General features: G+C 38.2%; 27 protein-coding genes and 1 riboswitch. Of the genes, 21 read left to right on the top strand and 6 right to left on the bottom strand.

The window, feature by feature from the left end; translation table 11 throughout:
* The first annotated feature begins 187 nt into the window (after positions 1 to 187).
* From ACQKEV_RS13870 to ACQKEV_RS13885, 4 genes are all read left to right on the top strand, one after another.
* The gene (locus tag ACQKEV_RS13870) at positions 188 to 952 is read left to right on the top strand and encodes a GTP cyclohydrolase II (protein WP_427446982.1); all 765 of its coding nucleotides are present in this window, start codon (positions 188 to 190) and stop codon (positions 950 to 952) included.
* The gene (gene ribD, locus ACQKEV_RS13875) at positions 945 to 2,039 is read left to right on the top strand and encodes a bifunctional diaminohydroxyphosphoribosylaminopyrimidine deaminase/5-amino-6-(5-phosphoribosylamino)uracil reductase RibD (protein ID WP_427446984.1); all 1,095 of its coding nucleotides are present in this window, start codon (positions 945 to 947) and stop codon (positions 2,037 to 2,039) included. The genes ACQKEV_RS13870 and ribD overlap by 8 nt, the downstream gene beginning before the upstream one ends.
* Positions 2,040 to 2,062: 23 nt before the next feature.
* Positions 2,063 to 2,632 carry a 5' nucleotidase, NT5C type gene (locus ACQKEV_RS13880; RefSeq protein WP_427446987.1) on the top strand — a complete coding sequence of 190 codons (570 nt, stop codon included), beginning with the start codon at positions 2,063 to 2,065 and terminating at the stop codon, positions 2,630 to 2,632.
* A 232-nt stretch (positions 2,633 to 2,864) separates the two neighbouring features.
* Complete coding sequence (locus ACQKEV_RS13885) at positions 2,865 to 3,305, top strand: HEAT repeat domain-containing protein (protein WP_427446989.1); 441 nt, start codon at positions 2,865 to 2,867, stop codon at positions 3,303 to 3,305.
* Between the two features lie 48 nt (positions 3,306 to 3,353).
* On the opposite strand, the gene ACQKEV_RS13890 is transcribed toward ACQKEV_RS13885, so the two are convergent.
* On the bottom strand, positions 3,354 to 4,277 hold the full coding sequence (locus ACQKEV_RS13890; protein ID WP_427446991.1) for a S66 peptidase family protein: 924 nt from the start codon (positions 4,275 to 4,277) through the stop codon (positions 3,354 to 3,356).
* A 162-nt stretch (positions 4,278 to 4,439) separates the two neighbouring features.
* On the opposite strand from ACQKEV_RS13890, the gene ACQKEV_RS13895 reads away from it, so the two are divergent.
* The 3 genes from ACQKEV_RS13895 to ACQKEV_RS13905 all read left to right on the top strand — a co-directional run bounded on the left by ACQKEV_RS13895 (position 4,440) and on the right by ACQKEV_RS13905 (position 8,379).
* On the top strand, positions 4,440 to 5,636 hold the full coding sequence (locus ACQKEV_RS13895) for a class I SAM-dependent rRNA methyltransferase (RefSeq protein ID WP_427446993.1): 1,197 nt from the start codon (positions 4,440 to 4,442) through the stop codon (positions 5,634 to 5,636).
* A gap of 187 nt (positions 5,637 to 5,823) precedes the next feature.
* Positions 5,824 to 6,942, top strand: a complete 1,119-nt coding sequence (locus ACQKEV_RS13900) for a GGDEF domain-containing protein (RefSeq protein ID WP_427446995.1) — start codon at positions 5,824 to 5,826, stop codon at positions 6,940 to 6,942.
* A 312-nt stretch (positions 6,943 to 7,254) separates the two neighbouring features.
* Positions 7,255 to 8,379 carry an ATP-binding protein gene (locus tag ACQKEV_RS13905; protein WP_427446998.1) on the top strand — a complete coding sequence of 375 codons (1,125 nt, stop codon included), beginning with the start codon at positions 7,255 to 7,257 and terminating at the stop codon, positions 8,377 to 8,379.
* 112 nt (positions 8,380 to 8,491) lie between these two features.
* Here the strand turns inward: ACQKEV_RS13905 and ACQKEV_RS13910 are convergent, their stop codons facing one another.
* Complete coding sequence (locus ACQKEV_RS13910; RefSeq protein WP_427447001.1) at positions 8,492 to 9,622, bottom strand: CAP domain-containing protein; 1,131 nt, start codon at positions 9,620 to 9,622, stop codon at positions 8,492 to 8,494.
* 332 nt (positions 9,623 to 9,954) lie between these two features.
* Here ACQKEV_RS13910 and ACQKEV_RS13915 point away from each other — a divergent pair, with 332 nt between their 5' ends.
* The 8 genes from ACQKEV_RS13915 (at position 9,955) to ACQKEV_RS13950 (ending at position 16,370) form a co-directional block, all read left to right on the top strand.
* On the top strand, positions 9,955 to 10,386 hold the full coding sequence (locus tag ACQKEV_RS13915; RefSeq protein ID WP_427447003.1) for a VanZ family protein: 432 nt from the start codon (positions 9,955 to 9,957) through the stop codon (positions 10,384 to 10,386).
* A 37-nt stretch (positions 10,387 to 10,423) separates the two neighbouring features.
* Positions 10,424 to 10,576 (top strand): Fur-regulated basic protein FbpA, encoded by a 153-nt coding sequence (gene fbpA / locus ACQKEV_RS13920; RefSeq protein WP_427447006.1) that lies wholly within the window; start codon positions 10,424 to 10,426, stop codon positions 10,574 to 10,576.
* 128 nt (positions 10,577 to 10,704) lie between these two features.
* The gene (locus tag ACQKEV_RS13925) at positions 10,705 to 10,971 is read left to right on the top strand and encodes a hypothetical protein (RefSeq protein WP_427447008.1); all 267 of its coding nucleotides are present in this window, start codon (positions 10,705 to 10,707) and stop codon (positions 10,969 to 10,971) included.
* Positions 10,972 to 11,029: 58 nt separating this feature from the next.
* Positions 11,030 to 12,250 (top strand): ATP-grasp domain-containing protein, encoded by a 1,221-nt coding sequence (locus ACQKEV_RS13930; RefSeq protein WP_427447011.1) that lies wholly within the window; start codon positions 11,030 to 11,032, stop codon positions 12,248 to 12,250.
* Between the two features lie 3 nt (positions 12,251 to 12,253).
* Entirely contained in the window at positions 12,254 to 12,955 is a 702-nt protein-coding gene (locus tag ACQKEV_RS13935; protein WP_427447012.1) for an aspartate/glutamate racemase family protein, read from the top strand.
* A 128-nt stretch (positions 12,956 to 13,083) separates the two neighbouring features.
* The gene (locus ACQKEV_RS13940; protein WP_427447015.1) at positions 13,084 to 14,235 is read left to right on the top strand and encodes a DEAD/DEAH box helicase; all 1,152 of its coding nucleotides are present in this window, start codon (positions 13,084 to 13,086) and stop codon (positions 14,233 to 14,235) included.
* Positions 14,232 to 15,461, top strand: a complete 1,230-nt coding sequence (locus ACQKEV_RS13945; protein WP_427447017.1) for an aminopeptidase — start codon at positions 14,232 to 14,234, stop codon at positions 15,459 to 15,461. Before ACQKEV_RS13940 ends, ACQKEV_RS13945 begins: the two co-directional genes overlap by 4 nt.
* A 9-nt stretch (positions 15,462 to 15,470) precedes the next feature.
* Positions 15,471 to 16,370 (top strand): SGNH/GDSL hydrolase family protein, encoded by a 900-nt coding sequence (locus tag ACQKEV_RS13950; protein ID WP_427447018.1) that lies wholly within the window; start codon positions 15,471 to 15,473, stop codon positions 16,368 to 16,370.
* A gap of 217 nt (positions 16,371 to 16,587) precedes the next feature.
* Here ACQKEV_RS13950 and ACQKEV_RS13955 read toward each other — a convergent pair whose 3' ends face one another.
* Positions 16,588 to 16,941 (bottom strand): hypothetical protein, encoded by a 354-nt coding sequence (locus tag ACQKEV_RS13955; protein ID WP_427447020.1) that lies wholly within the window; start codon positions 16,939 to 16,941, stop codon positions 16,588 to 16,590.
* Between the two features lie 57 nt (positions 16,942 to 16,998).
* Positions 16,999 to 18,069, bottom strand: coding sequence for a M20 family metallopeptidase (locus ACQKEV_RS13960; RefSeq protein ID WP_427447104.1), 1,071 nt, complete (start codon positions 18,067 to 18,069; stop codon positions 16,999 to 17,001).
* A gap of 135 nt (positions 18,070 to 18,204) precedes the next feature.
* Positions 18,205 to 18,309, top strand: a riboswitch (TPP riboswitch).
* Between the two features lie 97 nt (positions 18,310 to 18,406).
* Here ACQKEV_RS13960 and thiT point away from each other — a divergent pair.
* On the top strand, positions 18,407 to 18,991 hold the full coding sequence (gene thiT, locus ACQKEV_RS13965) for an energy-coupled thiamine transporter ThiT (RefSeq protein ID WP_427447021.1): 585 nt from the start codon (positions 18,407 to 18,409) through the stop codon (positions 18,989 to 18,991).
* 328 nt (positions 18,992 to 19,319) lie between these two features.
* Positions 19,320 to 20,069 (top strand): type I methionyl aminopeptidase, encoded by a 750-nt coding sequence (gene map / locus ACQKEV_RS13970; RefSeq protein WP_427447022.1) that lies wholly within the window; start codon positions 19,320 to 19,322, stop codon positions 20,067 to 20,069.
* Positions 20,070 to 20,088: 19 nt separating this feature from the next.
* Here map and ACQKEV_RS13975 read toward each other — a convergent pair whose 3' ends face one another.
* Positions 20,089 to 20,820 (bottom strand): TspO/MBR family protein, encoded by a 732-nt coding sequence (locus ACQKEV_RS13975; protein WP_427447023.1) that lies wholly within the window; start codon positions 20,818 to 20,820, stop codon positions 20,089 to 20,091.
* Positions 20,821 to 20,927: 107 nt separating this feature from the next.
* Here ACQKEV_RS13975 and ACQKEV_RS13980 point away from each other — a divergent pair, with 107 nt between their 5' ends.
* From ACQKEV_RS13980 to ACQKEV_RS13995, 4 genes are all read left to right on the top strand, one after another.
* A complete protein-coding gene (locus ACQKEV_RS13980; protein WP_427447024.1) occupies positions 20,928 to 21,704 on the top strand; it encodes a polyphosphate kinase 2 family protein in 777 nt (258 codons plus the stop codon).
* A 52-nt stretch (positions 21,705 to 21,756) separates the two neighbouring features.
* Positions 21,757 to 23,559 (top strand): M3 family oligoendopeptidase, encoded by a 1,803-nt coding sequence (locus ACQKEV_RS13985; protein ID WP_427447025.1) that lies wholly within the window; start codon positions 21,757 to 21,759, stop codon positions 23,557 to 23,559.
* Between the two features lie 6 nt (positions 23,560 to 23,565).
* On the top strand, positions 23,566 to 24,111 hold the full coding sequence (locus tag ACQKEV_RS13990; RefSeq protein ID WP_427447026.1) for a GNAT family N-acetyltransferase: 546 nt from the start codon (positions 23,566 to 23,568) through the stop codon (positions 24,109 to 24,111).
* A 183-nt stretch (positions 24,112 to 24,294) separates the two neighbouring features.
* On the top strand, positions 24,295 to 24,714 hold the full coding sequence (locus ACQKEV_RS13995) for a DUF4395 domain-containing protein (RefSeq protein WP_427447027.1): 420 nt from the start codon (positions 24,295 to 24,297) through the stop codon (positions 24,712 to 24,714).
* Between the two features lie 32 nt (positions 24,715 to 24,746).
* Here the strand turns inward: ACQKEV_RS13995 and ACQKEV_RS14000 are convergent, their stop codons facing one another.
* Entirely contained in the window at positions 24,747 to 25,295 is a 549-nt protein-coding gene (locus tag ACQKEV_RS14000) for a beta-class carbonic anhydrase (RefSeq protein WP_427447028.1), read from the bottom strand.
* Between the last annotated feature and the right edge of the window lie 61 nt (positions 25,296 to 25,356).

The following is a 25,356-nucleotide window of genomic DNA, read 5'->3' on the forward strand; positions in this document are numbered from 1 at the left end:
TTTTTATTCAATGATGAAGTTATACTTTCTTTGAATGTCCTGCTGTACATTCCATAACTCATCTCTTTTGGAAACACAACTATTTCTGATCTAGACACTTTGCTTACTTGACAATTTAGAGTTACGAAAATATAATTACTTACATAAAGTAACTTATATAGATAGTTAGAAAAAGGGGGAAAATAGAATGAACGATATTCAAATGGTTTCCAAAGAAGCTCTTCCAATATTAAAAGATAAAATAAAATTAATAAAAAAAGATGATGGTGCCGTTTATTTAGTCGGCCCCATTCGCCTACCTGTCAATTTGTATGGGGAAACGGTCATATTCCAATGGTACTGCTGGTTGAATAGTAAGCATGAAAACGAAGATTTTCAACAAATCATCGATAATTTATCTTCTGCCAATCTTGCAGAATATCAGCAATCAAGCGTCCTAGTGTATGGGGACTTTGAAAATGATGAAGATGCCCTAATCAGGATGCACTCCATTTGTCACACTGGTGATATTTTTGGTAGTAAAAGATGTGATTGCGGATTTCAATTGAAACAATCCATGCAAATGATTGTCGATCATGGTTCAGGAGCTTTGTTTTACTTAGCAAATCATGAAGGCAGAGGAATCGGCTTATTCAGCAAAGCCATGGCATATATACTTCAGGAAAATGGCTACGATACAGTGGAAGCGAACGAAAGCCTCGGTTTTGTGGATGATTCTCGCAATTATGATGATGCCATCCAAGTACTCAAAGTATTACGTGCTAAACCCGTTACTTTGTTGACAAATAATCCGAAAAAACTAGCTGCATTGGTTGATGCCGGTATGCCAATTTCAGGTCGTACACCTTTATGGGGAGATGTTTCCGAATTCAATGAAGCTTACTTGCAAACGAAGATCAAACGCTCGGGACACTTAGAAATCGAGGATGAAGGGACTTGTCCGAATGACTAATCATGAATTTTATATGGATTTGGCCATTAATAACGCAAGAGCAATGAAGGGCCAAACAGATCCGAATCCACTGGTTGGTTCAGTCATTGTAAATGACAATCGAATTGTTGGTGTCGGAGCTCATTTGAAAACTGGCGAACCTCATGCAGAAATTCATGCACTGCGCATGGCAGGGGACAAAGCGAGGGGGGGAACTATTTATGTCACACTCGAACCTTGCTCCCACCACGGGCGTACGGGTCCTTGTGCAGTGGCGATTGTGGAAGCAGGCTTAAAGAAAGTGGTTATCGCAACGCTCGATCCTAACCCGATGGTCTCAGGACGTGGTGTGAAAATTCTTGAAGATGCAGGAATTGAAGTAATAGTTGGCATTCAAGAAGATGCATCAAAGAAAATGAATGAAGTATTTAATAAGTTTATCGTCGAAAATCGACCTTTCGTCACTTTAAAAGCAGGCATTACGTTAGATGGAAAAATTGCCACACACTCTTCTGATAGCAAATGGATTACGTCTGAAGAAGCAAGAAATGATGTTCATAAACTACGAAATGAAAACTTGGCTATCTTAGTTGGAGTTAATACGGTCATAGCGGACAACCCAGAATTAACAACGAGAATACCAAACGGACGAAATCCAATCCGAATTATATTGGATTCAACATTGAAAATTCCTTTGGAGAGCAAGGTTGTAACAGACAAACTTGCAGATACCTGGATTTTTACCAGTGCGAATTATGATACAGATAAGAAAAATGCCCTTGAGAAATTGGGTATTTCGGTATTTTCTACTTCAGATTCAAAACAAGTAAACCCACTTGAAGTTATGAAGGTAATGGGAGAAAAAGGGGTTTCATCCGTATTGATTGAAGGTGGCGGAACAATCAATGCTGCTTTTTTAGAAAACAAACTAATCGATAAAGCCATTATTTATATGGCACCGAAATTAATCGGGGGTTATCTTGCTCCTACATTCATGGAAGGTCCAGGAATTGAAAAAATGGCTGATGCTGTTGAATTAGTTGATACTGATTTTATGAAAATCGGGAAAGATTTTAAATTTACCGGATATCCAGTATATAAAATTTGAATTGAAGATTGAGGGATTCGATAATGAAATTTGGCTTTGATATAGATGATACACTCATTAAATTGAGAGAACATGCTTTTCATATTTATAATAAAAATTTAAAACAAAATATACCAATCGACGTTTTTCATGAACTAAATAGAGTTGAAATACATGAACCTTTCGGATTGGATGCACAACAGGGTTCTGACATGTGGAATCGTTCCTTGGAAGAAATTTATTATACTGCATGTCCACCATATCCCGGTGCTGTCGAAGCATTGGTAGAACTGACTAACCAGGGGCATGAAATTTACTATATAACTGCTAGACCAAGAAAACATGGAGAACGTACGAAAAAATGGATGATTGAACAAGGGTTTCCTGTACAAGATGACCGATTCTTTTGTGGCATGAAGGATCAGGAGAAAGTCGAAATCATTCAATCCTTGCAACTTGATTATTATTTTGATGATAAGCCAGATGTTTTAAATACGCTTACTTCAGATCAGCTCAGAGCTTTTGTTATGAATCAATCCTACAACCAGCATTTGACCATTCCAAGAATTGTAGACTGGTCGGAATTGCCAAAGATTATCGAAAATATTGATTAGAAAGAACGGTCAATATAACTTTAATTCATCTCTATTCGTGAAACAGCGTATGTGAGTCTTCAGAAAATGGTACAATACTAAGTATAGGAAATTCTTTAGACTGCTTGAATGTTTTTTATCCACTATGGTTTCATATACACTGATAAGCAAATATGAATTTTTCGATAATAAATAAATGAGAAAACATCAGCTGAGAAGTGCTGAGTTTTTTTATTAAAGGAGATAGATATACATGACTAACAAAGTACAAAATGAACTACCAGAAAATTACGAAGAACTGAAAAAGGAAGCAAACCGCACCTCTAGTTGGAGAGCGCGTTTTGATGCAGTTGAAGAATTGGGCCAGCACAAGCACAGTAAAGTGATTGATGTTCTTACAAACCGTATGAACAACGATCCTGTTTTTAAAGTACAAGAGGCAGCTTACAGACAACTTAAAAATTTCGGTGAAGATGTTGAAAAACCGAAGCAAACAAAATTCGATATCATTAAAGGAACTTCTAAAATTTTGTTGCGCATTAAAAAGAGTTTGCCTGCTGATCATTCATACGAAGAGTTTAAAGAGAAATTGAAAAAAATGAGACTTGATGTATTTGATGCGTACGAAGGTGAAAAAGGCGGAGAATTTGACAAGTGGCTTGAAACTGAATGGGCTTCCCTGTTAAAAAAATAAATACAACAAACCGATTGCAATCATATGCAATCGGTTTTTTTTTACAATTTATGGACTCACAACGGCTTCAAGTACGGTTAGCTTACGTTCAATTGTGTTCATCCTTACTCTTGCTCCAAGCGGGATAGCTGCCTTGAAACGTCCGTGAGCAGTGGCCACATTGCTTAATAATGGTTTCCCTAAAGGAACTAGAAAATCATCGATAAGTTGATTGTATGTGACACCGTAGGCTGGTTCGCAATTTGTACATTCGCCCATCATAATGCCGACGCAGTCTTCGAATTTTCCGGCTATTTTTAAGTGGTTTAAATAACGGAAGACAGTATTAATCGGTTCATGTGTATCTTCGAGACACAGAATCTTTCCTTCAGTATTTATCTCAAAAGAAGTGCCCAAGGTGTCAACAAAAGAAGTAAGGTTGCCCCCTACAATCGGACCGGTGACATCTCCAGACACTTTGTTGACGAATGGAATTTCTGGGGGGTTCACAATTTCCCACGGCGCTGTTATGGCTGAAGTGGCAGCAAAATATTGGTTGAAATTATAAGGTGGGGTACGGGAGTTGAAATCAAGTAACAATAAGCTTTGAAAAGTAATTAAATCTGAGTACTCATAAAGAGCGTTCAGTAAAATCGTTATGTCACTATATCCAGAAATGATTTTCGGATTTTGCTTGATGACATTAAAGTTAAGGAAAGGGAGAATGCCAGCAACTCCAACTCCTCCTCTGGTAGGTAGGATGCAGTTAACGGCTTTATTTTCAAACATCTTCATCAAATCCGCAGCACGTTCTTCGGCAGTCCCTGCTAGGAAACCAGTAGAATCATATGCATGATCTCCGACAATCACGTTGAAACCCATATTCTTTAATGTGGCAATACCTTCATCAATTATCTGGGCACTTAATGGGCTCCCTAATGTTACAACGCCGATTGTGTCACCCGTTTTCAGTTGTGGAGGTTTTATGGCCAATATTACTCAGCTCCTTCCAATACACAAATATTCCTCTAATATATGGTTCAACTAATAAAGAAAGTACTGAAAAGATAAGCAAATTCATCGTTAAACAGACTGATATATGATTTTCACCAGAAACAGATGTAAACTAAAGAAAACTATTGATAGGGTGATTTTATGAAACAAACTATAAAGCTAAAAGTGAAATCTTCATTTGCTAAAAATATGAAAGCGGGTTATCCACTCATTACGGAAGACGCAATTATAAATATGAAGGATTTAAAAGAGGAAGGGGCAATCATTGAGCTTTTTGATGATCAGCAACGATTTCTAGGCAAAGGCTATTACGGCAAACAAAATAAGGGTCGCGGATGGGTATTGAGCCGAAATCAACATGAAACATTCGATGTGTCATTTTTTGAACAGAAATTAAAAATGGCCATCGAACATCGAACGTCATTATTCCAGGACGAGAGAACGACTGCATTTCGTATTTTTAATGGCGAAGGTGACGGTATTGGTGGTTTTACGATTGATTATTATGATGGATATTATGTCATCAGTTGGTACAGCGAAGGTGTTTACCAGTTTAAGAATGAAGTGATTCAGGCATTATCCAATTTGGTCGACGTAAAAGGGCTATACGAAAAGAAACGTTTTGCATCTCAAGGTTCTTATATGGAAGATGAAGATTTTATTTCGGGTGAAAAGGCTCCCGAACCACTGCTTGTAAAAGAAAATGACATAAATTTTGCCGTGTATTTAAACGATGGCGCGATGGTTGGAATCTTCTTGGATCAACGTGACGTACGTAAAACAATTCGGGATAATTATTCAAAAGGGAAAAGTGTCTTGAATACCTTTTCTTATACTGGTGCATTTTCAGTGGCAGCTGCACTTGGTGGAGCCGTGAAAACGACGAGCGTCGATCTTGCAAATCGTAGTAAAAGCAAAACCATAGAGCAGTTCAGTGTGAATGGAATTGATTTTGAAGCCCAAGACATTATTGTAGAAGACGTTTTTCACTATTTTAAATATGCGGTTCGAAAAGAATTGAAATTTGATTTGGTGATTTTAGACCCTCCAAGCTTTGCCCGTTCGAAAAAGCATACCTTCAGCGCAGGGAAAGACTATCCAGAGTTGCTTATGCAGGCAATTGCCATCACGGAGAAAAACGGCATAATTGTCGCCTCAACAAACTGCAGTACATTTGGCATGACAAAGTTTAAGGGATTTATTGAAAAAGCGTTTAAACAATCTGGTGAAAATTATAAAATTCGCGAAGAGTTTTCTCTTCCGAAAGACTTTAAAACCATCGAACACTTTAAAGAGGGCGACTATTTAAAAGTTGTATTTATTGAAAAACATTCGTAATAAAAAATTTGGTAATAAATGTAATATATTGAATGGTTATGATATACTGCCCATAGGATTATCGACTTGAATAATAATGACTATAAAATGTTTGAAAATATAACATTTGTGATAAATAAGTCATATAAATAACAACTCGTTTTTACATTAACGTTCAGTAAATGATTTGCAGATAGGGGGGATAGACATGCTGTATATTAAGGAATACTTGGTCAATTTTTCAGTTTTAATCACGATTATTTATTTAGCTGGTTTTTTATATAAACAGTTTTTAGTGAATTCCAGCCAAAAATTAATTGCGTTCAGCCTCGTTGTGATTGCAATTTTAGCTGGCTGGTGTTCAATGTTCTTTGGTATTCACTTAAATGATTCGGTTATTTTTGACTTGCGGTTTATTCCCATCCTTATTGCAACCATGTACGCTCGTAACCCTCTCTATATTTTGCTTATTGGAGTGGGCATTGGAATAGCGAGGTTTTCTTTCGGAATCACGGAAGCTGCTACAGCTGGCTTCATTACACTGATTATTCTTTCAGGAGTTGGAATGATTCTTTCTTGGGTGACTCGATCTTGGAGCGTTTATTCAAAAATGTTTTTAGTCGTGTTCTCGTTAAATATTGTAAATACAGGTTCAATCGGTTATTTAGGCGTAATACCCCTTTCGGAATATTTACAAGTTATATTACCTTCTTCTTTACCAATCAATATTTTACTGAGCTTTTTCATTTTATGGATCGTGAAAGATTTGAGTGACGAGTATGTATATAAAACTCAGCTAATAAATTCTGCTAGGAAAGATCCGTTGACTCAGATCTATAACCGACGTGCTTTCATGCATTATTATGAATTATATACAACGAAGAAAAAGGATGTATTTCCTCTTTCGGTGGCATTTATTGATATTGATCATTTCAAAAATGTGAACGATAAATACGGGCACATTGTTGGAGATGTTGTTCTTCAAAAAGTAAGCAGTATGATTAAAAATAATCTGAGAAGTATCGATATTATCTCAAGGTATGGGGGAGAAGAATTCGTTGTCATATTACCTTTTTGCAATGAAGAAGATGCTCGGCAAATTATGGAGAGAATACGTTATACTACAGAAACGCATCCCATTGTAGTAGAAGATTTAATCATTAATATTACATTATCTGTTGGAATTGCAACTTCTCCAGTAATAGAGGCGAAGAAATTGCTTGAAGAAGCTGATATTGCACTTTATGCGGCAAAAGAGAATGGTCGAAACCAAGTAGAATCTGCAAAAAAGGATGATATCGTATCTTCCATGGTTGCATATAATTAAAAATAGCTAAATTGAAACGCTTGTAAGATTATTCCTTTCAGGCGTTTTTATATGCATATTATTAGTGATTAAACTTCAATAATTTATAAAAATTAAATTATTCAGATTGTATTAAATAATCAATAAAAAGGTTGTTTAATATTTTTAGTACAGATAATATTTATTTATTAACATAATGGAAGAGGTGAAACTGTGGAATCCCTAACCGTACATTTTCTTTTTAATCTATCTCTATTAATTGTCTTCCTGTTTTTTTGTGTTTTATGGGCTGAGAAATCATATGAAAAGAATATGTACCGGGAAACAGCTACGTTGTATTTTATCGTTTCTTTGGTGTTATGTTATGTATTTTCATACCGCTTAACCGAAGATATGATATTAGATTTGCGAATTGTCCCTTTTTTGATAGGTGGGCTCTATTTGGGGCTAAGTCCGATATTGGGTCTAGTGCTAATTATTATACGTGGATTTTATGGGATTGATATCGGATTCTATCTGGCCTTTTTATTTTATGGGTTATTCAGCTGGTTAATATGGTACATTTCTCCTTGGTTTTTGAGACTGTCATCTAAATACAGAATACTTTTTTCTGTAGGATTGACTTTATTGATAAGTTTGCTTATTTTAGTTGGCCTTGAGATTCTTTCACCACCTATACATACTTTCGATTTTTGGTTTGCTTATCTTTTTGTACCACCCCTGGGAGTTGCCATGATTTCTTATATCATCGAGTGTATTAGAAGAAACATTGTTCTTCGTCAAAGTTTGGTAAAAGCAGAAAAATTGGAAGCGGTTGAACAGATGGGTGCCGCCATTTCTCATGAGATTCGTAATCCACTGACGTCTGCCATGGGTTTTGTACAACTTTTGGAAGATCATCAACTTGATTTGGATAAGAGAAATCAATATCTCGCCATTTTAAAAGAGGAGTTACAATCAGCCGAAAATGTAATACAGGACTATTTAACATTCTCTAAACCGACAATAGAATCCGTAGAAGTATTTCAAGTGGAAGAAGAGCTTAATCAAATACTGAAATTATTGCAACCGTCCGCAAATTGGAACTCAGTAAAAGTGGTGAGTGACTATAATTCTTTAAATTATATACAAGGCGATTGTCAAAAATTTCATCAATGTTTTGTTAATGTAATGAAAAATGCAATTGAGTCAATGCCAAATGGAGGCACGTTATCAGTTTCCTCGCAATCAAATACTACTCATGTGACCATAAAGATTCAGGATACAGGAGTTGGAATGACGAAAGAACAAATAGAACGTTTAGGTGAACCTTATTATTCAACGAAAGGTGATAAAGGGACAGGCCTAGGTGTAATGGTTGTAAACAGTATTGTCAAGGCAATGAATGGAACGATTCAAGTTAAGAGTAAAGTAGGAGCAGGAACAATATTTACATTTAATTTTCAGTTGTATACGTAATGTAATCGAATTTCATAAGTCACTGTCGGCAACATTACAAAATTAAAATGGTCGTTCCCAGCTGAAGGGAACGACCATTTTTCATATAAATATTGGTTGAATCGAGAGATATTTAAGGTGTATAAAAATTCTCAGTGTAGTAGGGCTGATTTTCATCGTTAAACGCTACGCCAACCCCAAGCAATTGAAAATCGCTTTTTAAAAGATTTTTGCGATGGCCGATTGAATTCATCAATCCTTCATGTGCAAAAATACTACTGGACTGACCATAAGCTAAATTTTCACCAGCTACAGAATAATTAATGTTATCCATCGTCATGCGGTCAAACGGAGATTGTCCAGATAAATTGGTATGACTGAAATAATTTTGTTCCGCCATATCGAGACTGTGTTTATAAGCCGTCACTCTGACCTTAGATTCCCATTTAACAGGTGGTACACTGTGATGGACACGTGCAGCATTTGTCAGATCAAATAATTGGAATTCAAAGCCTTTTTGTAATTCCTCACTTGTGTTACCGTATAAAGCTCCTTTTTGATTTTCCATATTTTCCGAAATAATTTGAATAGCTGTGACTGTGTTTTTTTCATGAACGTCGTAAAAAACAGTGACATAAACATTTTCAATTAAATAGGTATCCATCTCTCCGTCAGTATTCAACAGGTATCGGACGTTGCCTTTTTGAATGTATTGAATTGGTTTCCCTAAAGCTTGGTGAACGACAGATTTTGGACTGTTCAACTTGAAGCCGTATGAGGACGCTATCAAGTCGTTATTAGTAAATAAGCCGTTTACTTGTTGACCCTCATCAAACGAAACCATTAAAAAGTTTTGATAGTCTGTATGATAGGTATGCCATTCTGTGCCATATTCATTTTTAGTTATACGCTTTGCTTTGCCAAGTTCAGCATTAACAATTTTCATGTTATCCCCAATTTGTAGGTTATGGACGGAGAATAAACCTTCGGAAGGAGTCGCCAAAGCAGGTTTTTCTACTTCATTGACAGGCGCATACTTCGTTTCTCCAGCTTCCATCGTCAACTTTTCTGGAATGGTAGCAACCTTTTTGGATAAATCGTCGATAATGGGCTGTTCTTTTAAATAGTCGTATCCTTTTATTACTTGTGCATCAATTTTATCCAAAAATGATACATCTAAGAAGCCACTGACTGGTTTTTCCCATAGTGGACTTGTTAAATATGCTGCAAAAAGTAATGTGAGGATTAATTTAATGTAGCCCAATTTTGTTCCACCCTTATCGTCAAATTGTATTCTCGTAACTGGAAAATACTTGTTATTTGACAGTATATCCAGCGGACCCTGGATGAATACGTGATAAGTAGCTGTTTCTTAAAAACAATATGAAAATGTAACGTTAAGCATTAGAATAATAGTATTACGAGAAAGATAATGGGTGTATGATGGAATCGATTATAAGATATATACAAGACATGGGCTTTTATATGGTATTGATATTACCTGTCATACTAGTGGTCCGTATCATTCAAATAAAGCGAAATCATATACAAGTTGTACTCTTACGGGAATGTGGAATTGTTCTGTTTTTCATGTTCATGGCGGGGTTGTTGTCCCAGACAATTTTACCTTCAATGAGCAACCACAGCGGGGAAATGCACTTTGTAAATGGAGATCATCAAGCGATTAACCTGGAACCATTCCGTGTTTTGATTGAAACGTATAATGCTATTAAATATCTGAACTTGTGGCAACCGTTTTTTATCAATTTTATGGGTAATATTGTTATGTTTCTTCCAATTGGCTTTTTTCTTCCGTTGTTATGGAAAAAATTTAATCGGGCCTGGAAAGTAATCGGGTCAGGATTGCTTCTGTCGTTAGCCATTGAAATTTTACAGCTACCCCAAATGCGCAGTAGTGACGTAGACGATTTATGGCTTAATACACTGGGGACTGCCTTTGGCTATTTATTGTTTAGAAAGCTCCCAAAAAATTTCAAGAAATGGTTTAAGACTAAAAACTCTGGGTAAATAACGAAGGAGTCTAGAAATTAAGGAGTTTTATAGTATGATCCCACCAGTAGAAACAAAAATGGACGGTAAGAAAATGACCGTTATAGATTATTTAGTTGAAAATGGAGTATTTAAAGTTGAAGGAAAACAATTATATGAATTATCCCTATATGAATTATTAAAAGAACATATGGAAAAAGCTGAGTAATAATGTGTCAGAGTCGCAGGAGCAATCCTGTTACTCTGGCTCTTTTTGTATACGAAGAAGTGAATGTTTTTTCTTAAAACAGATATAAAGTGACATTTAAATTAATTATGGAAAAATGATATAATTTTTTGGAACGCAATCGGTTTTTGACTGATGAAACCGCATTGAGTAAATCGTTGGATGATTTGCAACTTGATGCTTTAGTCTTTCCGCAAGACCATGGATGCAGTATAGGAGCTGCCGCAGGTACTCCATCTATTACTGTTCCTGCAGGTTTTTCCAAAGCAGGAGAACCATTTGAAATCACTTTTTCAGGCAGAGCTTGGAGTGAGCCCATGCTCATTACAATGGCTTATGCATTTGAACAAAAAGTAAATGCTCGGAGAAAACCGTAATTCACGGTACAATATAAAAACAAACTATGTTTTTTTGGAAAAGAGAGTTGATATCACAATGACAACAAATTCATTTTTACCTATATTACTTGGTTCTGATATGAATGCTTATGGAATGGCACGAGCTTTTCACGAAGCTTATGGCTTGAAGCCGCTAGTCCTTGGACGCATGAACTTATCAGCAACACAAGACAGCAAAATCCTGGATTTTCAGGTAATCCCACGTTTAAACGAACAGGACGTATTCGTTCCTGCCCTTATTAAAGTAGCGGGTGAACATGCAGATAAAAAGTTATTGCTTCTTGCATGTGGCGATGATTACGCAAAATTAATTATTAAAAATAAAGAGCAGTTACTTCCTTATTTTGCAGTTCCTTATATTGATGAAAAATTGATGGATCGCATCGTACTAAAAGAAAACTTCTATAACATTTGCGAGCAATACGGATTTGCTTATCCTAAAACGTCACTTTGCACATATGACACAAAGGATACGTTTACGATTGACTTTATGTACCCGATCATCATCAAAGCATCGAACTCTGTAGCGTACTGGAATTGCTCATTCCCTGGTAAGAAAAAAGTGTTTGTCGCACACGATGAAGCAGAAAAGAATGCCATTATCGAAGCAATTTACAGTTCATCTTACAAAGATAATTTAACCATCCAGGAATTCATACCAGGTGACGATTCCTACATGCGCGTGTTGAACGCATACGTTGGAAAAGATGGCAAAGTAAAACTCATGTCACTTGGGAATCCAATCCTGGAAGAACATTCTCCGGAAGGTATCGGAAGCTATGCGGCAATCATCAATACATTTGATGAAGCACTGCTCGATCGAGTTCGTGTATTCCTCGAAGATATCGGCTACATTGGCTTTGCGAATTTTGATATGAAGCTTGATTTACGCGACGGTGAATACAAACTGTTTGAAATCAACTTGCGAAATGGACGCAGCAGCTACTATGTAACGGCAAGTGGACACAATTTGATGAAATATGTGGCAGATGACCATATGCTTGATATTCCACAAACCTTAACATATGCGAAGGACAAGCATTTATGGATGATCATCCCTAAAGGTGTGTTATTCAAATATGCTCAAAACGAGCAATTGAAACAAGAAGCTAAAGAGTTAATTGCTGATGGTAAAGTAACGAATCACTTGTTCTACAAAGAAGATTTTAATCCGAAACGTTGGGCGAAATTGACGCTGAATAATTTGAATTACTACCGCAAATATAAAAAATACTTCAACAACAAAGGTTTGTCATAAGTTATGAATACGAAAATATTAGGCATCATTGGAGGGGTGGGTCCCCTGGCTACGATGTTGCTTGGTGAAATGATTGTTAAACGCACGAAAGCGAAAACCGATCAACAGCATGTCAACATGGTAATCACTAATAACACGGCTATACCTGACCGGACGACCTATATTTTAGATCGTTCGAAAGCTAACCCGGTACCTGTAATGATTTCAGATGCAGCGAAACTGAAATCGATTGGTGCCGAAGTGTTGGCGATTCCGTGTAATACTGCGCACTCTTTTTATAAAGAGATTCAACAAGGAGCGGGAATTCCTGTTTTGCACATGATTAATGAGACCGCAAAACGAGCGGCTCAAATTGGTGCAAAAAAAGTAGGGATTCTTGCAACTACGGGCACATTGACGGCATCCGTTTACCAATTGGCTTGTAAAGACGCTGGCATACAACCAGTTGTACCTGATGAGGAAACTCAGAAGTTGGTCATGTCTGTTATTTACGATGACGTCAAAGCAGGACAACCTGTTGATTTCCTAAAATGGCAGCAAATCATTAATCGAATGAACGAACTTGGTTGCGATCATTTAATATTAGGCTGTACGGAGTTATCAATTGTTAAAAAAGAACTGAATCTCGATGACACATATATTGATTCATTGATGGTATTAGCGGAAAGTGCCATACTTTCATGTGGCTACGAATTGAATGATTAACCAAACTCTGTCTCTGCAATGAGACAGTGTTTTTTTATGGGAAAAAACGACTGAATATATCTGTAAAAGGCTGAATATAGCGATTTGTGGTACACTAGGAGCATGTATTTATAAAGGTGGAATAACCCATGACATTTATCGAAAACTTAAAACCAGAACTTCAAAATAAATGGAAATTTGAATATGAAATGCCTGTCCAATCTCAATTAATCCCTAATATGCTTGAAGGAAAAGATGTGGTAGCACAATCGCCAACAGGTTCAGGGAAAACATTGGCCTATGTATTGCCGATATTGAATCAAGTAGATGGTGCCATTCAAAAAACACAAGCGCTAATCGTTGCCCCTTCTCAGGAACTATCCATGCAAATTGTGGAAGTTTTGCGTGATTGGACTGCTGATACCGACATTACTGTAGCTCAACTAATTGGAGGAGCTAATATGGCTCGTCAATTAGAGAAATTAAAGAAAAAGCCCACAATTGTCGTTGGAACACCTGGGCGTTTAAATGAATTAGTCAAATCGAAGAAACTTAAACTGCATGATATACGACATATTATATTAGACGAAGGCGATCAGCTATTGGCCCGTGAGCATCGTGGAATCGTAAAGTCACTAATTGATGGTTCAAATCATGACAGACAAATCGTAGTCGTTTCGGCAACAATTACTGAAGAAATCGAGCTTGTTGCAAGTCGTATGATGAAAGAACCGATTCGCATTCATGTCAGTCATGAAGAGCTGCCTGCGCAAGGAAAAGTAGTGCACTCCTTTGTCAAAGTAGAAGAGCGCGACAAAACTGATTTATTGCGCCGCCTGGCACACGTAGAAGGCATGCGCGGACTAGCATTTATTAATAATTTAGATCAATTATTGATGAAAGAAACGAAACTGAAATTCCGTGATGCAAAAATCGTTGCTCTGCATTCAGATATGAAAAAAGAAGAACGCAAGCAGGCACTTGCATCATTCCGTAAAGGTGAAGTAAGTATTCTCATTGCTACGGACATTGCAGCACGTGGTCTTGATATCGAAGGATTGACTCATGTCATTCACGTCGATGTTCCGCATGCAATTGAACCATACTTGCACCGTTCGGGCAGAACAGGCCGTGCAGGTGCTGACGGGGAAGTAATGTCTTTATTAACTTACAAAGATGAAAAGAATTTTAAAAAATGGACGAAAGAATTGCCCTCAAAACCCGTACAAAAAATATGGGATCAAGGCCAATTGATTGAAGGGTCCTCAAAAACGGTGCAGCAAAGGGGGAAAAAGAAATGACATTTGAAGAGAAATTAGCCGAATATGCAGATTTGGCTATTCGCGTAGGAATCAATGTCCAACCTGGTCAATATGTATTAATCAATACAACGACTGATACCCTTGATTTTACGCGATTGGTAGTAAAGAAAGCTTATGAAGCGGGAGCTAAACGTGTCCATGTGAATTTTTCGGATGGACCGACAAACCGTGCTTTTTATGACTTGGCACCAGAATCTGAAATGCACGAATTTCCTGCATGGATGGTCACGCAACGGGAAGAATTGATTGATCAGCAAGGCTCTTTATTATGGATTGATGCTGAGGATCCTGATTTGTTGGCTGGCGTACCTGCAAAACGTATTTCTGATCAACAAAAAGTGGCAGGCCGTGCATTGGAAAAATATCGTGCGTCTGTTATGTCAGATAAAATTGCTTGGTCAATCGTAGCAATTCCTTCTGAGATGTGGGCAGCAAAAGTATTCCCCGATTTGCCAAAAGAAGAACAGCTATCTACATTATGGGAAACTATATTTAAAACGGTACGCATTGGCGATGGAACTGCTGTTGATCAGTGGAAAACGCATATCCGTAATTTGGAAACACGTGCTACAGCCTTAAACGATAAGCGTTTCAAGAAAATCATCTATAAAGCTCCAGGCACTGATTTAACGATAGAATTGCCAGATAAACATATTTGGATGACTGGTGCCAGTAGAACACCTAATAGAACGGCATTTATAGCCAATATGCCGACTGAAGAAGTGTATACAGCTCCACTGAAATTCGGAGTTAACGGCTATGTCCGAAATACAAAACCACTCGTTTATCAAGGTAATATCATCGATGATTTTACAATAACGTTTGAGGACGGCAAAATCATCAAGGCGCACGCAGAAGCAGGGAACGACTTATTGCAACAACTAATTCAAAATGACGAAGGCTCAGCGTATCTAGGGGAGCTGGCATTAGTGCCACACGAATCGCCAATTTCATCTTCAGGAATTTTATTCTATAACACATTGTTCGATGAAAATGCATCAAACCATTTAGCAATCGGTGAAGCCTATCCAACCTGTGTCGAGGGTGCACGCGATCTAGAAGAAGCACAACTTCGTGCCTTAGGGTTGAATACATCCATCACACATGAAGATTTCATGATTGGCAGTGCAGAAATGGACATTGATGGCGAACGCGAAGATGGAACAATCGAACCTATATTCCGTAAAGGTAACTGGGCATTTTAAGGTGAGATCATGAAAAATACAAAATGGTCTTTTGTGTTGTTCGGTCTAGTGTTATTTTTAGTGCCTTTACAGACAAGTGCACAAGTATTTGGTCCAGTTTCATATGTAGCTCTAGGTGATTCACTGGCGGCTGGTCAAACCCCGACCCGTGAAATTGATACTGGTTACAGTGACTTAATTGCTCTCGAAATCGCGCGAAATCAACCTTTGGCTTTCTACACCAAAGATTTAGCGTTTCCTGGATTTACGACTGCTGATGTGCTGAAGCGAGTCCAATCGAAAGAAGCGAAGCCTTTGTTGCAAAATGCGAATGTCATCACGATATCTGCAGGAGCAAATGATCTTTTGAGATTAATAAAATCAGATGCAAAATCCGGTTCACTGTCATTTCAGCAAATTCCGGCCGATTATTCATTGAACAGTGTTCGAAAGAATATGAAGACCATACTTACTGAACTGAAAAAAACTGCACCAAAAGCAGAAATATATGTCATGGGTTATTATTTTGCCTACCCGCATGCTCGTGACTCACAAAAAGTCGGCACAGCGAAACAACTTACACGATTGAATGAAATTTTGGCAAAAGAGGCAAAAGAAGCTGGTGTGAATTTTGTCTCAGTAGATGCAGCTTTTGGTGATGATGCAATCGGTAAAGTACCCAATCCGTCAGATGTACATCCGAATGCAGAAGGATATAGAGCAATGGCTAATAGCTTTTTCAATGTCTACGCAAAAGGTGGCATGCAGGTGACAGCGGGTGAAATCCCGCCGGCAAATCCACGGACATTTGAAGAAATCATGCAAGATCGACAAGGGGCATTAGAAGTGGGAAATCAATCTGCCGCTTTGCCATCATCCAATCTGGATGAAGAATTTATAGCAGTGACAGAAATGAAACCCATGATATAAAAAAAGTTGGAACTCAGATTAACGAGTTCCAACTTTTTATTTGCGTGGAAATGTAGTTGTTGTTGAGCTTTTTCTTGAATCCATTACTTTTTTTACGATTGGAATAATGATTGGTGCAAACTTTACAGCTGTCTTAATTAAGCTACCGATTCTCATATATATCGCTCCTGTCAGTGTTGTATACTCTTTTAATTCCCGTATGGAGCCCAAGGTAAACCTATTGCAGCACTTTAATTCCCTGGATGATATTCCAGATTAGTACAATAAGAGATAGAATACCGTACACAATCATGAACAAGAATGGCAGTCCAGCAGTAAGGAAATTAAATGATGTGCTTGGTTCCACAGTACCATTAACGGTGGTGCTGAACATTGCAACGGAACCAATCATCAAAACAACGAAACCAACAATTCCGAGCGCTACCGGAATCAAATGGGATAGAAGAGAACGTTTAGCATGATACTTAACCTCTACGGTCGGTGATATGAAATAAACGATTAATGGCAATAAGAATGGAGCGAATAAAATACTAAAATAACATAATGCGGATAATATACGCTGATTATCCATAACTACTCCTCCTTCAAAACTTCTTGCCATTAATACGTTACAAACTTAATGTTGGTTTCAAACCAATGCATGTTTCGTTAAAATATCTGCATATTGTTCAACGGAGGATATTAACACGTACTCACCTGGTCCGTGCCAGTCATCACCGCTTGGACCAAACTCAATTGCTCCTGCACCCGTTTTCGCATAGTAACGCGTATCCGCAGCACCGTGCTGTCCAAACAATACAGCATCTTTTTGTGTGATTTCCGCAGTAACGCCGGCAAGTGATTGCACAAATGCATTATCTTCAGTTGTTGTAATTGCCGGTGTTTTGCCGCCCGGTTTGACGATATTAGCAGGATTGATTGATTGTGCAAGTTCTGTCATTTGCTCAATAATCTCTTCCCATTTTTGCCCTGGGACAAAGCGGATATCGTAAGCAACATCACATTGATCTGGCACCATATTGTATCGATCGCCTGCTTGAATTTTCGCCAAGTTTATAGACGGATATTCGTAATAAGGATTGCTTACTTTTGTAAAAGGCAAGGTTTTTAACTGCTCATTGAACTTGTAGGCTGCTTCAATCGCATTCGTACCTTCCCACGGGCGGGATCCGTGAGCAGCTTTTCCGAAAAGTGTTACATTCGCATGCAGGATCCCCTTCGATTGAACACTTAATTTCAGGTGGGTAGGTTCTCCACAAATAACAAAATCACCAGTTCGTCCGATTTCTACAAGGTGACCAGATGTTTTTCTGCCTCCCGTTTCTTCATCGGTAACAATATGCAAAACAATTCGTTGTTTTAGCTGTTCTCTAGCTGAATAGATGCGACGGAATGCTTCCATCATGGCAGCTACTCCAGCTTTCATATCCGCGGAACCTCGGCCATATAGTCGGTCACCTTCTATAACCGGATTAAATTGTTCGATTTTTCCGGGTACCACATCTACATGTCCATTCCATACAATGGTCGTTGGACCTTGACCGATTTCAGCGTGAATCATTAATCTTCCCTCATTCTCTAATACTTCATGTGGGATTTCATGACTATCCAGCCATTTCGAACAGAATCGAAGTGCGTCATTTGCGCCTTCCTCAGTGTCACTTTTAATCGCTACTAAATTTTTCAACAAATCGATCATTATTTCCACTTCCTTAATAAATTTTGTATTTTCAGTATACAGACCGCTGTTCCAAAAGTCACAGAACTAGCGAAAGCCTCTTGCTTCTCTTTCCCTCTTTAGTTACAATTAACCCGTAATATCAAAATTAGATGTATTTACCACAAGGGGAGCCTGTAATGGCTGAGAGTGAGCGAGGAACGTTCTAACCCTTTGAACCTGTAAGTTAATGCTTGCGCAGGGATGTGGATAGAAACCGACTTCAACGATGTCAGGCTCTGTCCTTGATATCGTTTTTTTATGGTTTTTTTCACCCTGACACGCGATTAGCAGTACATCGCAAAAAGGAGGAAGAAAGATGAGAAATCAAAAAGTTTTATTGTTAGTGGAAATTGCCATCTTTGCAGCACTGGGGTTTGTATTGGATTTTGTTGCGTTTAAAATGCCTCAAGGTGGATCAGTTAGTTTAGTCATGATTCCAATCATCTTAATGGCTTTTCGTAGAGGTGTATTGGCTGGTATAATCACTGGTTTATTAATAGGATTGTTGCAAATTGTTTCAGGATTAATATCTGTTACGCCTTTGTCATTCAGTTTTGTTGTCATGCAAGTAATCTTGGATTATTTAATAGCATATGGAGTAGTAGGTTTCGCAGGTTTACTGCGTCCAAAATATCTAAACTATGCGCATCAGGAAAAGCGAGGGAAAATGATGACAATCATTGTCTCAGCCGTTTTAATCGGTTCGCTATTGCGTTATATTACGCACGTCATTACGGGAATTTTCTTCTTCGGGATGTACGCTGAAGAAGGGGCCAACTTGTTCATCTATTCCAGTGTTTATAATGCAACCTATATGATTCCAGTATTTTTACTGACAGCCGTTGTATGCACACTATTGTTCTTAGCTGCACCGCGTTTGCTTCAACCTCGGAAGGTTTAATTTTAGGTAAGTGTGTCTTTATGGAGTGGAATCGTTTTAGGTTGGAAAAACAGAATTGAGTGGACATAAACCGTTTGTGATTGGACGGAAAAGAGCTTTGAATGGATGGAAATCCTCACTGAATGGACAAAAACTCGGGCTAAGTGGACATAAATTTAAAACCCTACATGAGTAGTCAGTTAAACAATCGATTAGCTGAAATTATCTTCAGCGCATACTTTACAAGAGGTTTTCCGAATGTTCAGAATGATTTTGGCAAATGGGAAAGCATCTTTTCTTGTGGTATAGTATGTGGTAGATAATTTGAGGAAGAAAGGGTTTTACGAATATGATTGCAAAAACTACTGAAGACTTTGAATCGTTTAAAATTATAGGTCGCATCGTGGCCGAGATTCGCGATAAAATGCGAGCTGCAACAAAACCTGGTGTGACTACAAAAGAACTTGATGAAATCGCTGGTCGTATGTTTAAAGAAAAAGGGGCTATTTCAGGACCTAAAGGGGAATACGATTTCCCAGGATACACATGTATCAGCGTAAATGAAGAAGTCGCACACGGTATTCCAGGTTCACGTGTCATTAAAGATGGAGATCTTGTCAACATAGACGTTTCCGGATCATTCAATGGTTATTTTGCAGACACAGGGATTTCTTTTGTAGTGGGTAATGGCCACGCTAAGAAAGAGAAGTTATGTGAAGTGGCAGAAAACGCATTTAACCGTGCGATGTTGAAAGTGAAAGCTGGCGCTCGTTTGAATCAAATCGGTAAAGCCGTAGAACGTGAAGCGAAGCAAAATGGATTTACGGTCATTATGAACTTAACGGGTCATGGTATCGGTAAATCATTGCATGAAGCGCCTCAGCATATTTTGAACTATTTTGATGCATGGGAACCTACTATATTAAAAGAAGGTATGGTTTTAGCCGTGGAGCCCTTCATCTCGGAAAAAGCTGAACATATCGTGGAGTCTGGTGATGGTTGGACTTTCTTGACGCCAGATAAATCACTGGTTGCACAGATTGAACATACGGTCATCGTTACAAAAGATACGCCAATTCTCATTACTAAAATCGATTAATCTTAAAAAAGACCAACTGCTACGAACGCGCAGTTGGTCTTTTTTTGATGAACAGGATGCCAGCCAGCATGAAAGCACTCAAAAATAGTGCTGCTGTTGAAACTAGTAATTCTTCGAAGCCATTTCGTACAGCAATTCCGATAAAGGCCCAAATGAAGACCAATACATATGCGATATCGAAATGGTGGAAACGAATATGTAGTGCCAATGCAGTTCCGATAGTCATCATGATAACAGCCCATAGCGGGTCACTCAGACCCCAGCCATTCCATTGATATACAGTTAAGACATAACTGATATTCGCGATCGTTGCAACACTGATCCATCCTAGATAAATAGATATTGGCAGTCGACCAGCAAGGCGGTTATCTGAAACCGGATACGTACTGTATAGTAAAATTAATGTCACCAGGAAGGTAATCATCACAACGACTGTTAATAAGAAATATTCATAATGCCATAAAATAATCCAAGCTATATTCAGAATGCAGCTGATGATAAATAGATTTGACTGCTTAATATAGGTAGCGTCAATGTCTTTACTCTTTTTCCACATGCCTACCAACCAAATGATCAACAATACATATATGACAGACCAGATCGAAAAAACATAGCCTGCTGGTGTAAATAAGACCGGAAGACGATTGGAAATCTCACCTGTCGTTTGATTATTAAGGGGTAGGATATTTGCCAGTGCATTAACAGCAATCACACCGATTAGTGCGATGACCATAATTGCGAAACGAACCACAGCGTACACCTCCTATTCTTTAGTATAACGTCATAACTAAGTAACAACAAATGTCAATTTACCAAAACTTTCTGTAAAATGAAGTTTAACAGATTGGAGGGCTTTGGATGGATGTTCAATTAAACAAGTTGCGTATGGACCAACGATATGAGAACAAAAAAGAGTATAAGAAAGAATTAAAAAAGCTCCAATACGACATGTTAAACGTTCAACAACATTTATTCAACCAAAAAGTGGGACTGGTTCTGGTATTTGAAGGCATGGATGCAGCCGGTAAAGGGGGAGCCATTAAAAGGTTAACAGAAAGATTAGATCCCCGTGGTTTAATGGTTCACGCAATTTCAGCCCCACATCCCCATGAACTTAGATACCATTATCTCCAACGGTTTTGGCGTAAACTTCCCCAACATGGACAAATCGGAATTTTTGATCGTTCGTGGTATGGTCGGATACTAGTTGAACGTATCGAAGGATTTGCTAGGAAACCAGAGTGGGAAAGAGCTTTCAAAGAAATTAATGACTTTGAAAGAACTCTTACAGATGAATCGTACATTGTAGTGAAATGTTGGTTACACATCACGAAAGACGAACAATTGGAACGTTTTGAGGAACGACGTAACGATCCCTATAAGCAATGGAAATTGACAGATGAAGATTGGCGCAATCGTGAAAAATGGACAGATTATTTAAACGCAGCAGAAGAAATGTTTAAGCGAACACATACAGAAGACGCTCCTTGGGTTATTGTAGAAGCGAATGATAAGAAATATGCACGAATGACTGTTTTAAAAAGCATTCTGGAACATATTATGCAAGTGTGCAAAGAAAAAGGCATACCCGTTGCAAAACTCAATAACGATGTTTCGCAAGGCGAAGAAGCATGATATAATAGCGTAGTATTTTCGGAAAATTTTGAAAGACATGGGGGAAAAGATATTGACTACAAAGACGTACTCTGAAGTTTGGGACTTGGACGTATTTTTTAAAGGGGGAAGCTCCTCTCCGGAACTTCGAGAACATTTGAATGCTTTAACTGAAAAACTAGATGCCTTTGAAAAAACATTATCGACATTTGAAGTGCCAACGGGCGATTCAGACGCTGCTAAGATTTCTTCTATTATTGAAGAAACAAAACAAGTGGCTGAGAATTTATCACAAGCTGGTGCGGTTGTCGGCTGTTATCTCGCTCAGGATACAACTGATAAACAAGCGAACTTATTGCAAGGAGAAATTGGCTCTTTAGGTGCTCGCTTCTCGTCCTCTATGCTCGTGGTTCAACAACTCTTATCAAAAACTGAAGAGACTGTCTGGACTTCTTTAATGAAAGATGAGCAATTGAAAGAATTTGCTTTCGTGTTAAATGAATGGCGTGATGAAGCAAAGGAATTGCTTTCTGAAAAAGAAGAAGACATGATTACCGCTCTTGGAGTAGACGGCTATCATGGATGGGGTCAGCTTTACGATTTATTAGTGGGTGACGTGAAAGTTCGTGTCACAGTGGACGGAGAAGAAAAAGAGTTCTCTGTAGGACAAGCGAGCAACTTAAGCTCTCATCCGGATGCACAAGTCAGAAAAGATTCATTCGAAGCTCTTGAACAAGCATGGACAGACAAAGAAGAGTTCTTTGCTAAAACATTGAACCATATGGCTGGATTCCGCTTAGCAGTTTACAAAAAACGTGGCTGGGATTCGATCTTAAAAGAACCTTTGCAAATGAATCGCATGAAACAACAAACATTGGATGCAATGTGGGGCGCAATCACTGCACATAAAGCTCCTTTTGTTGAGTATTTAAAGCGTAAAGCCGAGCTTGTCGGAGCAGATGCCATGCATTGGTACGACTTAGACGCACCAGTGACAGAATCGACTCAGAAGGTTTCGTATCAGCAAGGTGCGGAATTTATTCTAAAACACTTCGGTAAATTTGGTCCGGAGCTTGAGAAGTTTTCCCGCAAGGCATTTGAAGATGAATGGATTGAAGCAGAAGATCGTCCGAATAAACGACCGGGTGGATTCTGTACCGGAATGCCAATGTCACAACAATCACGTATTTTCATGACGTATAGTGGCACAATGTCCAATGTTGCCACATTAGCACATGAACTTGGTCATGCTTTCCATTCATATGCACTTCGTCCTGTCCATTGGATGAATCGTCAATATGCAATGGGGGTAGCTGAAACGGCTTCTACATTTGCTGAAATGATTGTAGCCGATGCTGCAGTTAAAGAAGCGACTACAGCAGATGAAAAATTGGCATTGCTTGAAGATAAGATTCAACGCAGTGTTGCATTCTTCATGAACATCCATGCACGCTTCTTATTTGAAACTCGTTTTTATGATGAGCGTAAAAAAGGAATTGTTTCGGCAGCCCGTTTAAATACATTGATGGAAGAAGCGCAACGTGAAGCATTTGGAGATGGATTGGGTGAAGTGCATCCGCATTTCTGGGCTTCTAAACTACATTTCTATATCACACGTGTACCGTTCTATAACTTCCCATACACATTCGGTTATTTATTCAGCCTGAGTATTTATGCGAAAGCTATTGAAGAAGGCAGCAGTTTTGAAGAAAAGTATATTGCCCTGCTTCAAGATACAGCCATTATGTCGGTTGAAGATTTAGCAATGAAGCATTTAGGAGAAGATATCACTCAACATGCGTTCTGGGAAAAAGGCATAGCACTTTGTATTAAAGATGTGGAAGAGTTTCTATCGTTAACTTCATCTAAAGGGTGATTTTCAATGATTTTACTGGAAGGCCAAACTTGTTTTTTACGAACTTTAGATGAAAGAGATGCAGCAGAACTTACAAATCTTGTTTTCAAAAATCGACATTATTGGTCCATTTATGAACCGAGACATCAAGAGTCTTATTTTACAGTAGCTGTTCAAAGAGAAAAAATATTAGAATCAATGCACCATATGAAGAATCAACGTGAATTCAGTTTCGGTATTTATGATAAGTGGACTAAAGAACTAATCGGTCATATTTCCATGTACAGTATTAAACGGCTTCCATTTTCAAGTGCATTCATTGGTTATTCAATAGATGAATTGAATGTGGGGAAAGGTGTTGCAACTGAGGCTGTTCAGCTTCTGGTGAAGTATGGGATGGAAGTAGTGGGGCTCCACCGCATTGAAGCGTATGTATCGCCGCGAAACGTAGGTTCAATACGTGTCTTAGAAAAAGCAAACATGCAAAGAGAAGGATTGCTCCGCCAGCTATTATTTATAAATGGAGAGTGGGAAGATCACTACATCTATGCGGTTTTAGAAAATGATTATTGAAAAGGTAAGGCCGCTTGGCGGAAATGGCGTAAAATGATGAATGGCTGGTTTCTCAATTGAGAAACCAGTTTTTTTATGTCGATTTCCCGGGAAATATAGGACAGATTAGGCTGAAATGTTTACATATTTTTAATTCCATCATATACTATGATTACAAATCCAATAAGAATAGTAGGTTTTAAAATGAAAACAATTCCGAAGCCTCTTGTGTTGGCAAATCAATGGACAATTGTATTATCAGTTGTCATTTCCCTCATCACTCAATCTGCGTGGATTTTACTCATTCCTTTAGTTTCTTGCCTTTTAAGTTTATTTACAGGATTCAATCCTGTTTTAGCTTTAGTAAAACAATTCTTATTAAAATCACCTGATCAGTATGAACAGGAAGATTATGACCAACTACAATTTAACCAATGGTTGGCTGTCGGATTTTTATTGGTGGCGACAATTAGTTTCTTCATGAATTGGAGTGTTTTGTTTAACATTGCGACCGTCATGGTGGGATTAGCGGCATTGGTAGCTATTATGGGATTTTGTATAGGGTGTTTCATACGCTTTCAATACCAGCAATGGAATTATCGTCGCAAGAAATCAGCAACATAAAAAAAGAGCCCAAGGGCTCTTTTTTGTGTTTCTTAATCCACAAGTGTAAGTCTGCCTGTTGCGGGATCAATGACTAAGCCATGAACAGGAACATCTTTAACCATTAACGGGTGATTACGGACCATATCCACACTATGTTTGACACTTTCACTCACATCTTCAAATCCACGCAGCCATTCGTTCAATTCCACTCCCGAATAGCTCAACATATCGATGGTCTCACGAGGTATTCCTCGATCAATCATTTTTTGCAGCATGACTTCCGGTTTAATTGCGCTCATCCCACAATCATAATGGCCGATTATATAAATTTCTTCTGCTTTCAATTCATACACAGCTACAAGTAAACTGCGCATGATGCCGCCAAATGGATGGTTAATGACTGCGCCAGCGCTTTTGACAATTTTCACGTCTCCGTTTTTAAAATTCATTGCCTTTGGTAATAATTCAAATAACCGAGCGTCCATACACGTTAAAATAACTATTTTTTTGTCAGGAAATTTTGTAGTAATGAATTCTTCGTATTGTTTTTCAGCAACGAACTTTTCGTTAAAAGAAAGAATTTCGTTCAATAAAGTCATGTGTAAGTTCCTCCTTAATTATTCCCTTCTTATTGTAGATGATTTTAGTATGGATTAGCCA

Origin of the sequence: Paenisporosarcina sp. NPDC076907, from assembly GCF_050269735.1 — a bacterium.
Taxonomy (GTDB): Bacteria; Bacillota; Bacilli; order Bacillales_A; family Planococcaceae; genus Paenisporosarcina.

Excerpts from the sequence above, each read along its gene's own strand:
- ACQKEV_RS13950 (WP_427447018.1), top strand. The coding sequence starts at position 15,471 with ATGAAAAATACAAAATGGTCTTTTGTGTTGTTCGGTCTAGTGTTATTT.
- ACQKEV_RS13900 (WP_427446995.1), top strand. The coding sequence starts at position 5,824 with ATGCTGTATATTAAGGAATACTTGGTCAATTTTTCAGTTTTAATCACG.
- thiT (WP_427447021.1), top strand. The coding sequence starts at position 18,407 with ATGAGAAATCAAAAAGTTTTATTGTTAGTGGAAATTGCCATCTTTGCA.
- ACQKEV_RS13915 (WP_427447003.1), top strand. The coding sequence starts at position 9,955 with ATGGCGGGGTTGTTGTCCCAGACAATTTTACCTTCAATGAGCAACCAC.
- ACQKEV_RS13995 (WP_427447027.1), top strand. The coding sequence starts at position 24,295 with ATGAAAACAATTCCGAAGCCTCTTGTGTTGGCAAATCAATGGACAATT.
- ACQKEV_RS13930 (WP_427447011.1), top strand. The coding sequence starts at position 11,030 with ATGACAACAAATTCATTTTTACCTATATTACTTGGTTCTGATATGAAT.
- ACQKEV_RS13980 (WP_427447024.1), top strand. The coding sequence starts at position 20,928 with ATGGATGTTCAATTAAACAAGTTGCGTATGGACCAACGATATGAGAAC.
- map (WP_427447022.1), top strand. The coding sequence starts at position 19,320 with ATGATTGCAAAAACTACTGAAGACTTTGAATCGTTTAAAATTATAGGT.
- fbpA (WP_427447006.1), top strand. The coding sequence starts at position 10,424 with ATGATCCCACCAGTAGAAACAAAAATGGACGGTAAGAAAATGACCGTT.
- ACQKEV_RS13940 (WP_427447015.1), top strand. The coding sequence starts at position 13,084 with ATGACATTTATCGAAAACTTAAAACCAGAACTTCAAAATAAATGGAAA.
- ACQKEV_RS13935 (WP_427447012.1), top strand. The coding sequence starts at position 12,254 with ATGAATACGAAAATATTAGGCATCATTGGAGGGGTGGGTCCCCTGGCT.
- ACQKEV_RS13895 (WP_427446993.1), top strand. The coding sequence starts at position 4,440 with ATGAAACAAACTATAAAGCTAAAAGTGAAATCTTCATTTGCTAAAAAT.
- ACQKEV_RS13960 (WP_427447104.1), bottom strand. The coding sequence starts at position 18,069 with ATGATCGATTTGTTGAAAAATTTAGTAGCGATTAAAAGTGACACTGAG.
- ribD (WP_427446984.1), top strand. The coding sequence starts at position 945 with ATGACTAATCATGAATTTTATATGGATTTGGCCATTAATAACGCAAGA.
- ACQKEV_RS13990 (WP_427447026.1), top strand. The coding sequence starts at position 23,566 with ATGATTTTACTGGAAGGCCAAACTTGTTTTTTACGAACTTTAGATGAA.
- ACQKEV_RS13885 (WP_427446989.1), top strand. The coding sequence starts at position 2,865 with ATGACTAACAAAGTACAAAATGAACTACCAGAAAATTACGAAGAACTG.
- ACQKEV_RS13880 (WP_427446987.1), top strand. The coding sequence starts at position 2,063 with ATGAAATTTGGCTTTGATATAGATGATACACTCATTAAATTGAGAGAA.
- ACQKEV_RS13955 (WP_427447020.1), bottom strand. The coding sequence starts at position 16,941 with ATGGATAATCAGCGTATATTATCCGCATTATGTTATTTTAGTATTTTA.
- ACQKEV_RS13945 (WP_427447017.1), top strand. The coding sequence starts at position 14,232 with ATGACATTTGAAGAGAAATTAGCCGAATATGCAGATTTGGCTATTCGC.
- ACQKEV_RS13870 (WP_427446982.1), top strand. The coding sequence starts at position 188 with ATGAACGATATTCAAATGGTTTCCAAAGAAGCTCTTCCAATATTAAAA.
- ACQKEV_RS14000 (WP_427447028.1), bottom strand. The coding sequence starts at position 25,295 with ATGACTTTATTGAACGAAATTCTTTCTTTTAACGAAAAGTTCGTTGCT.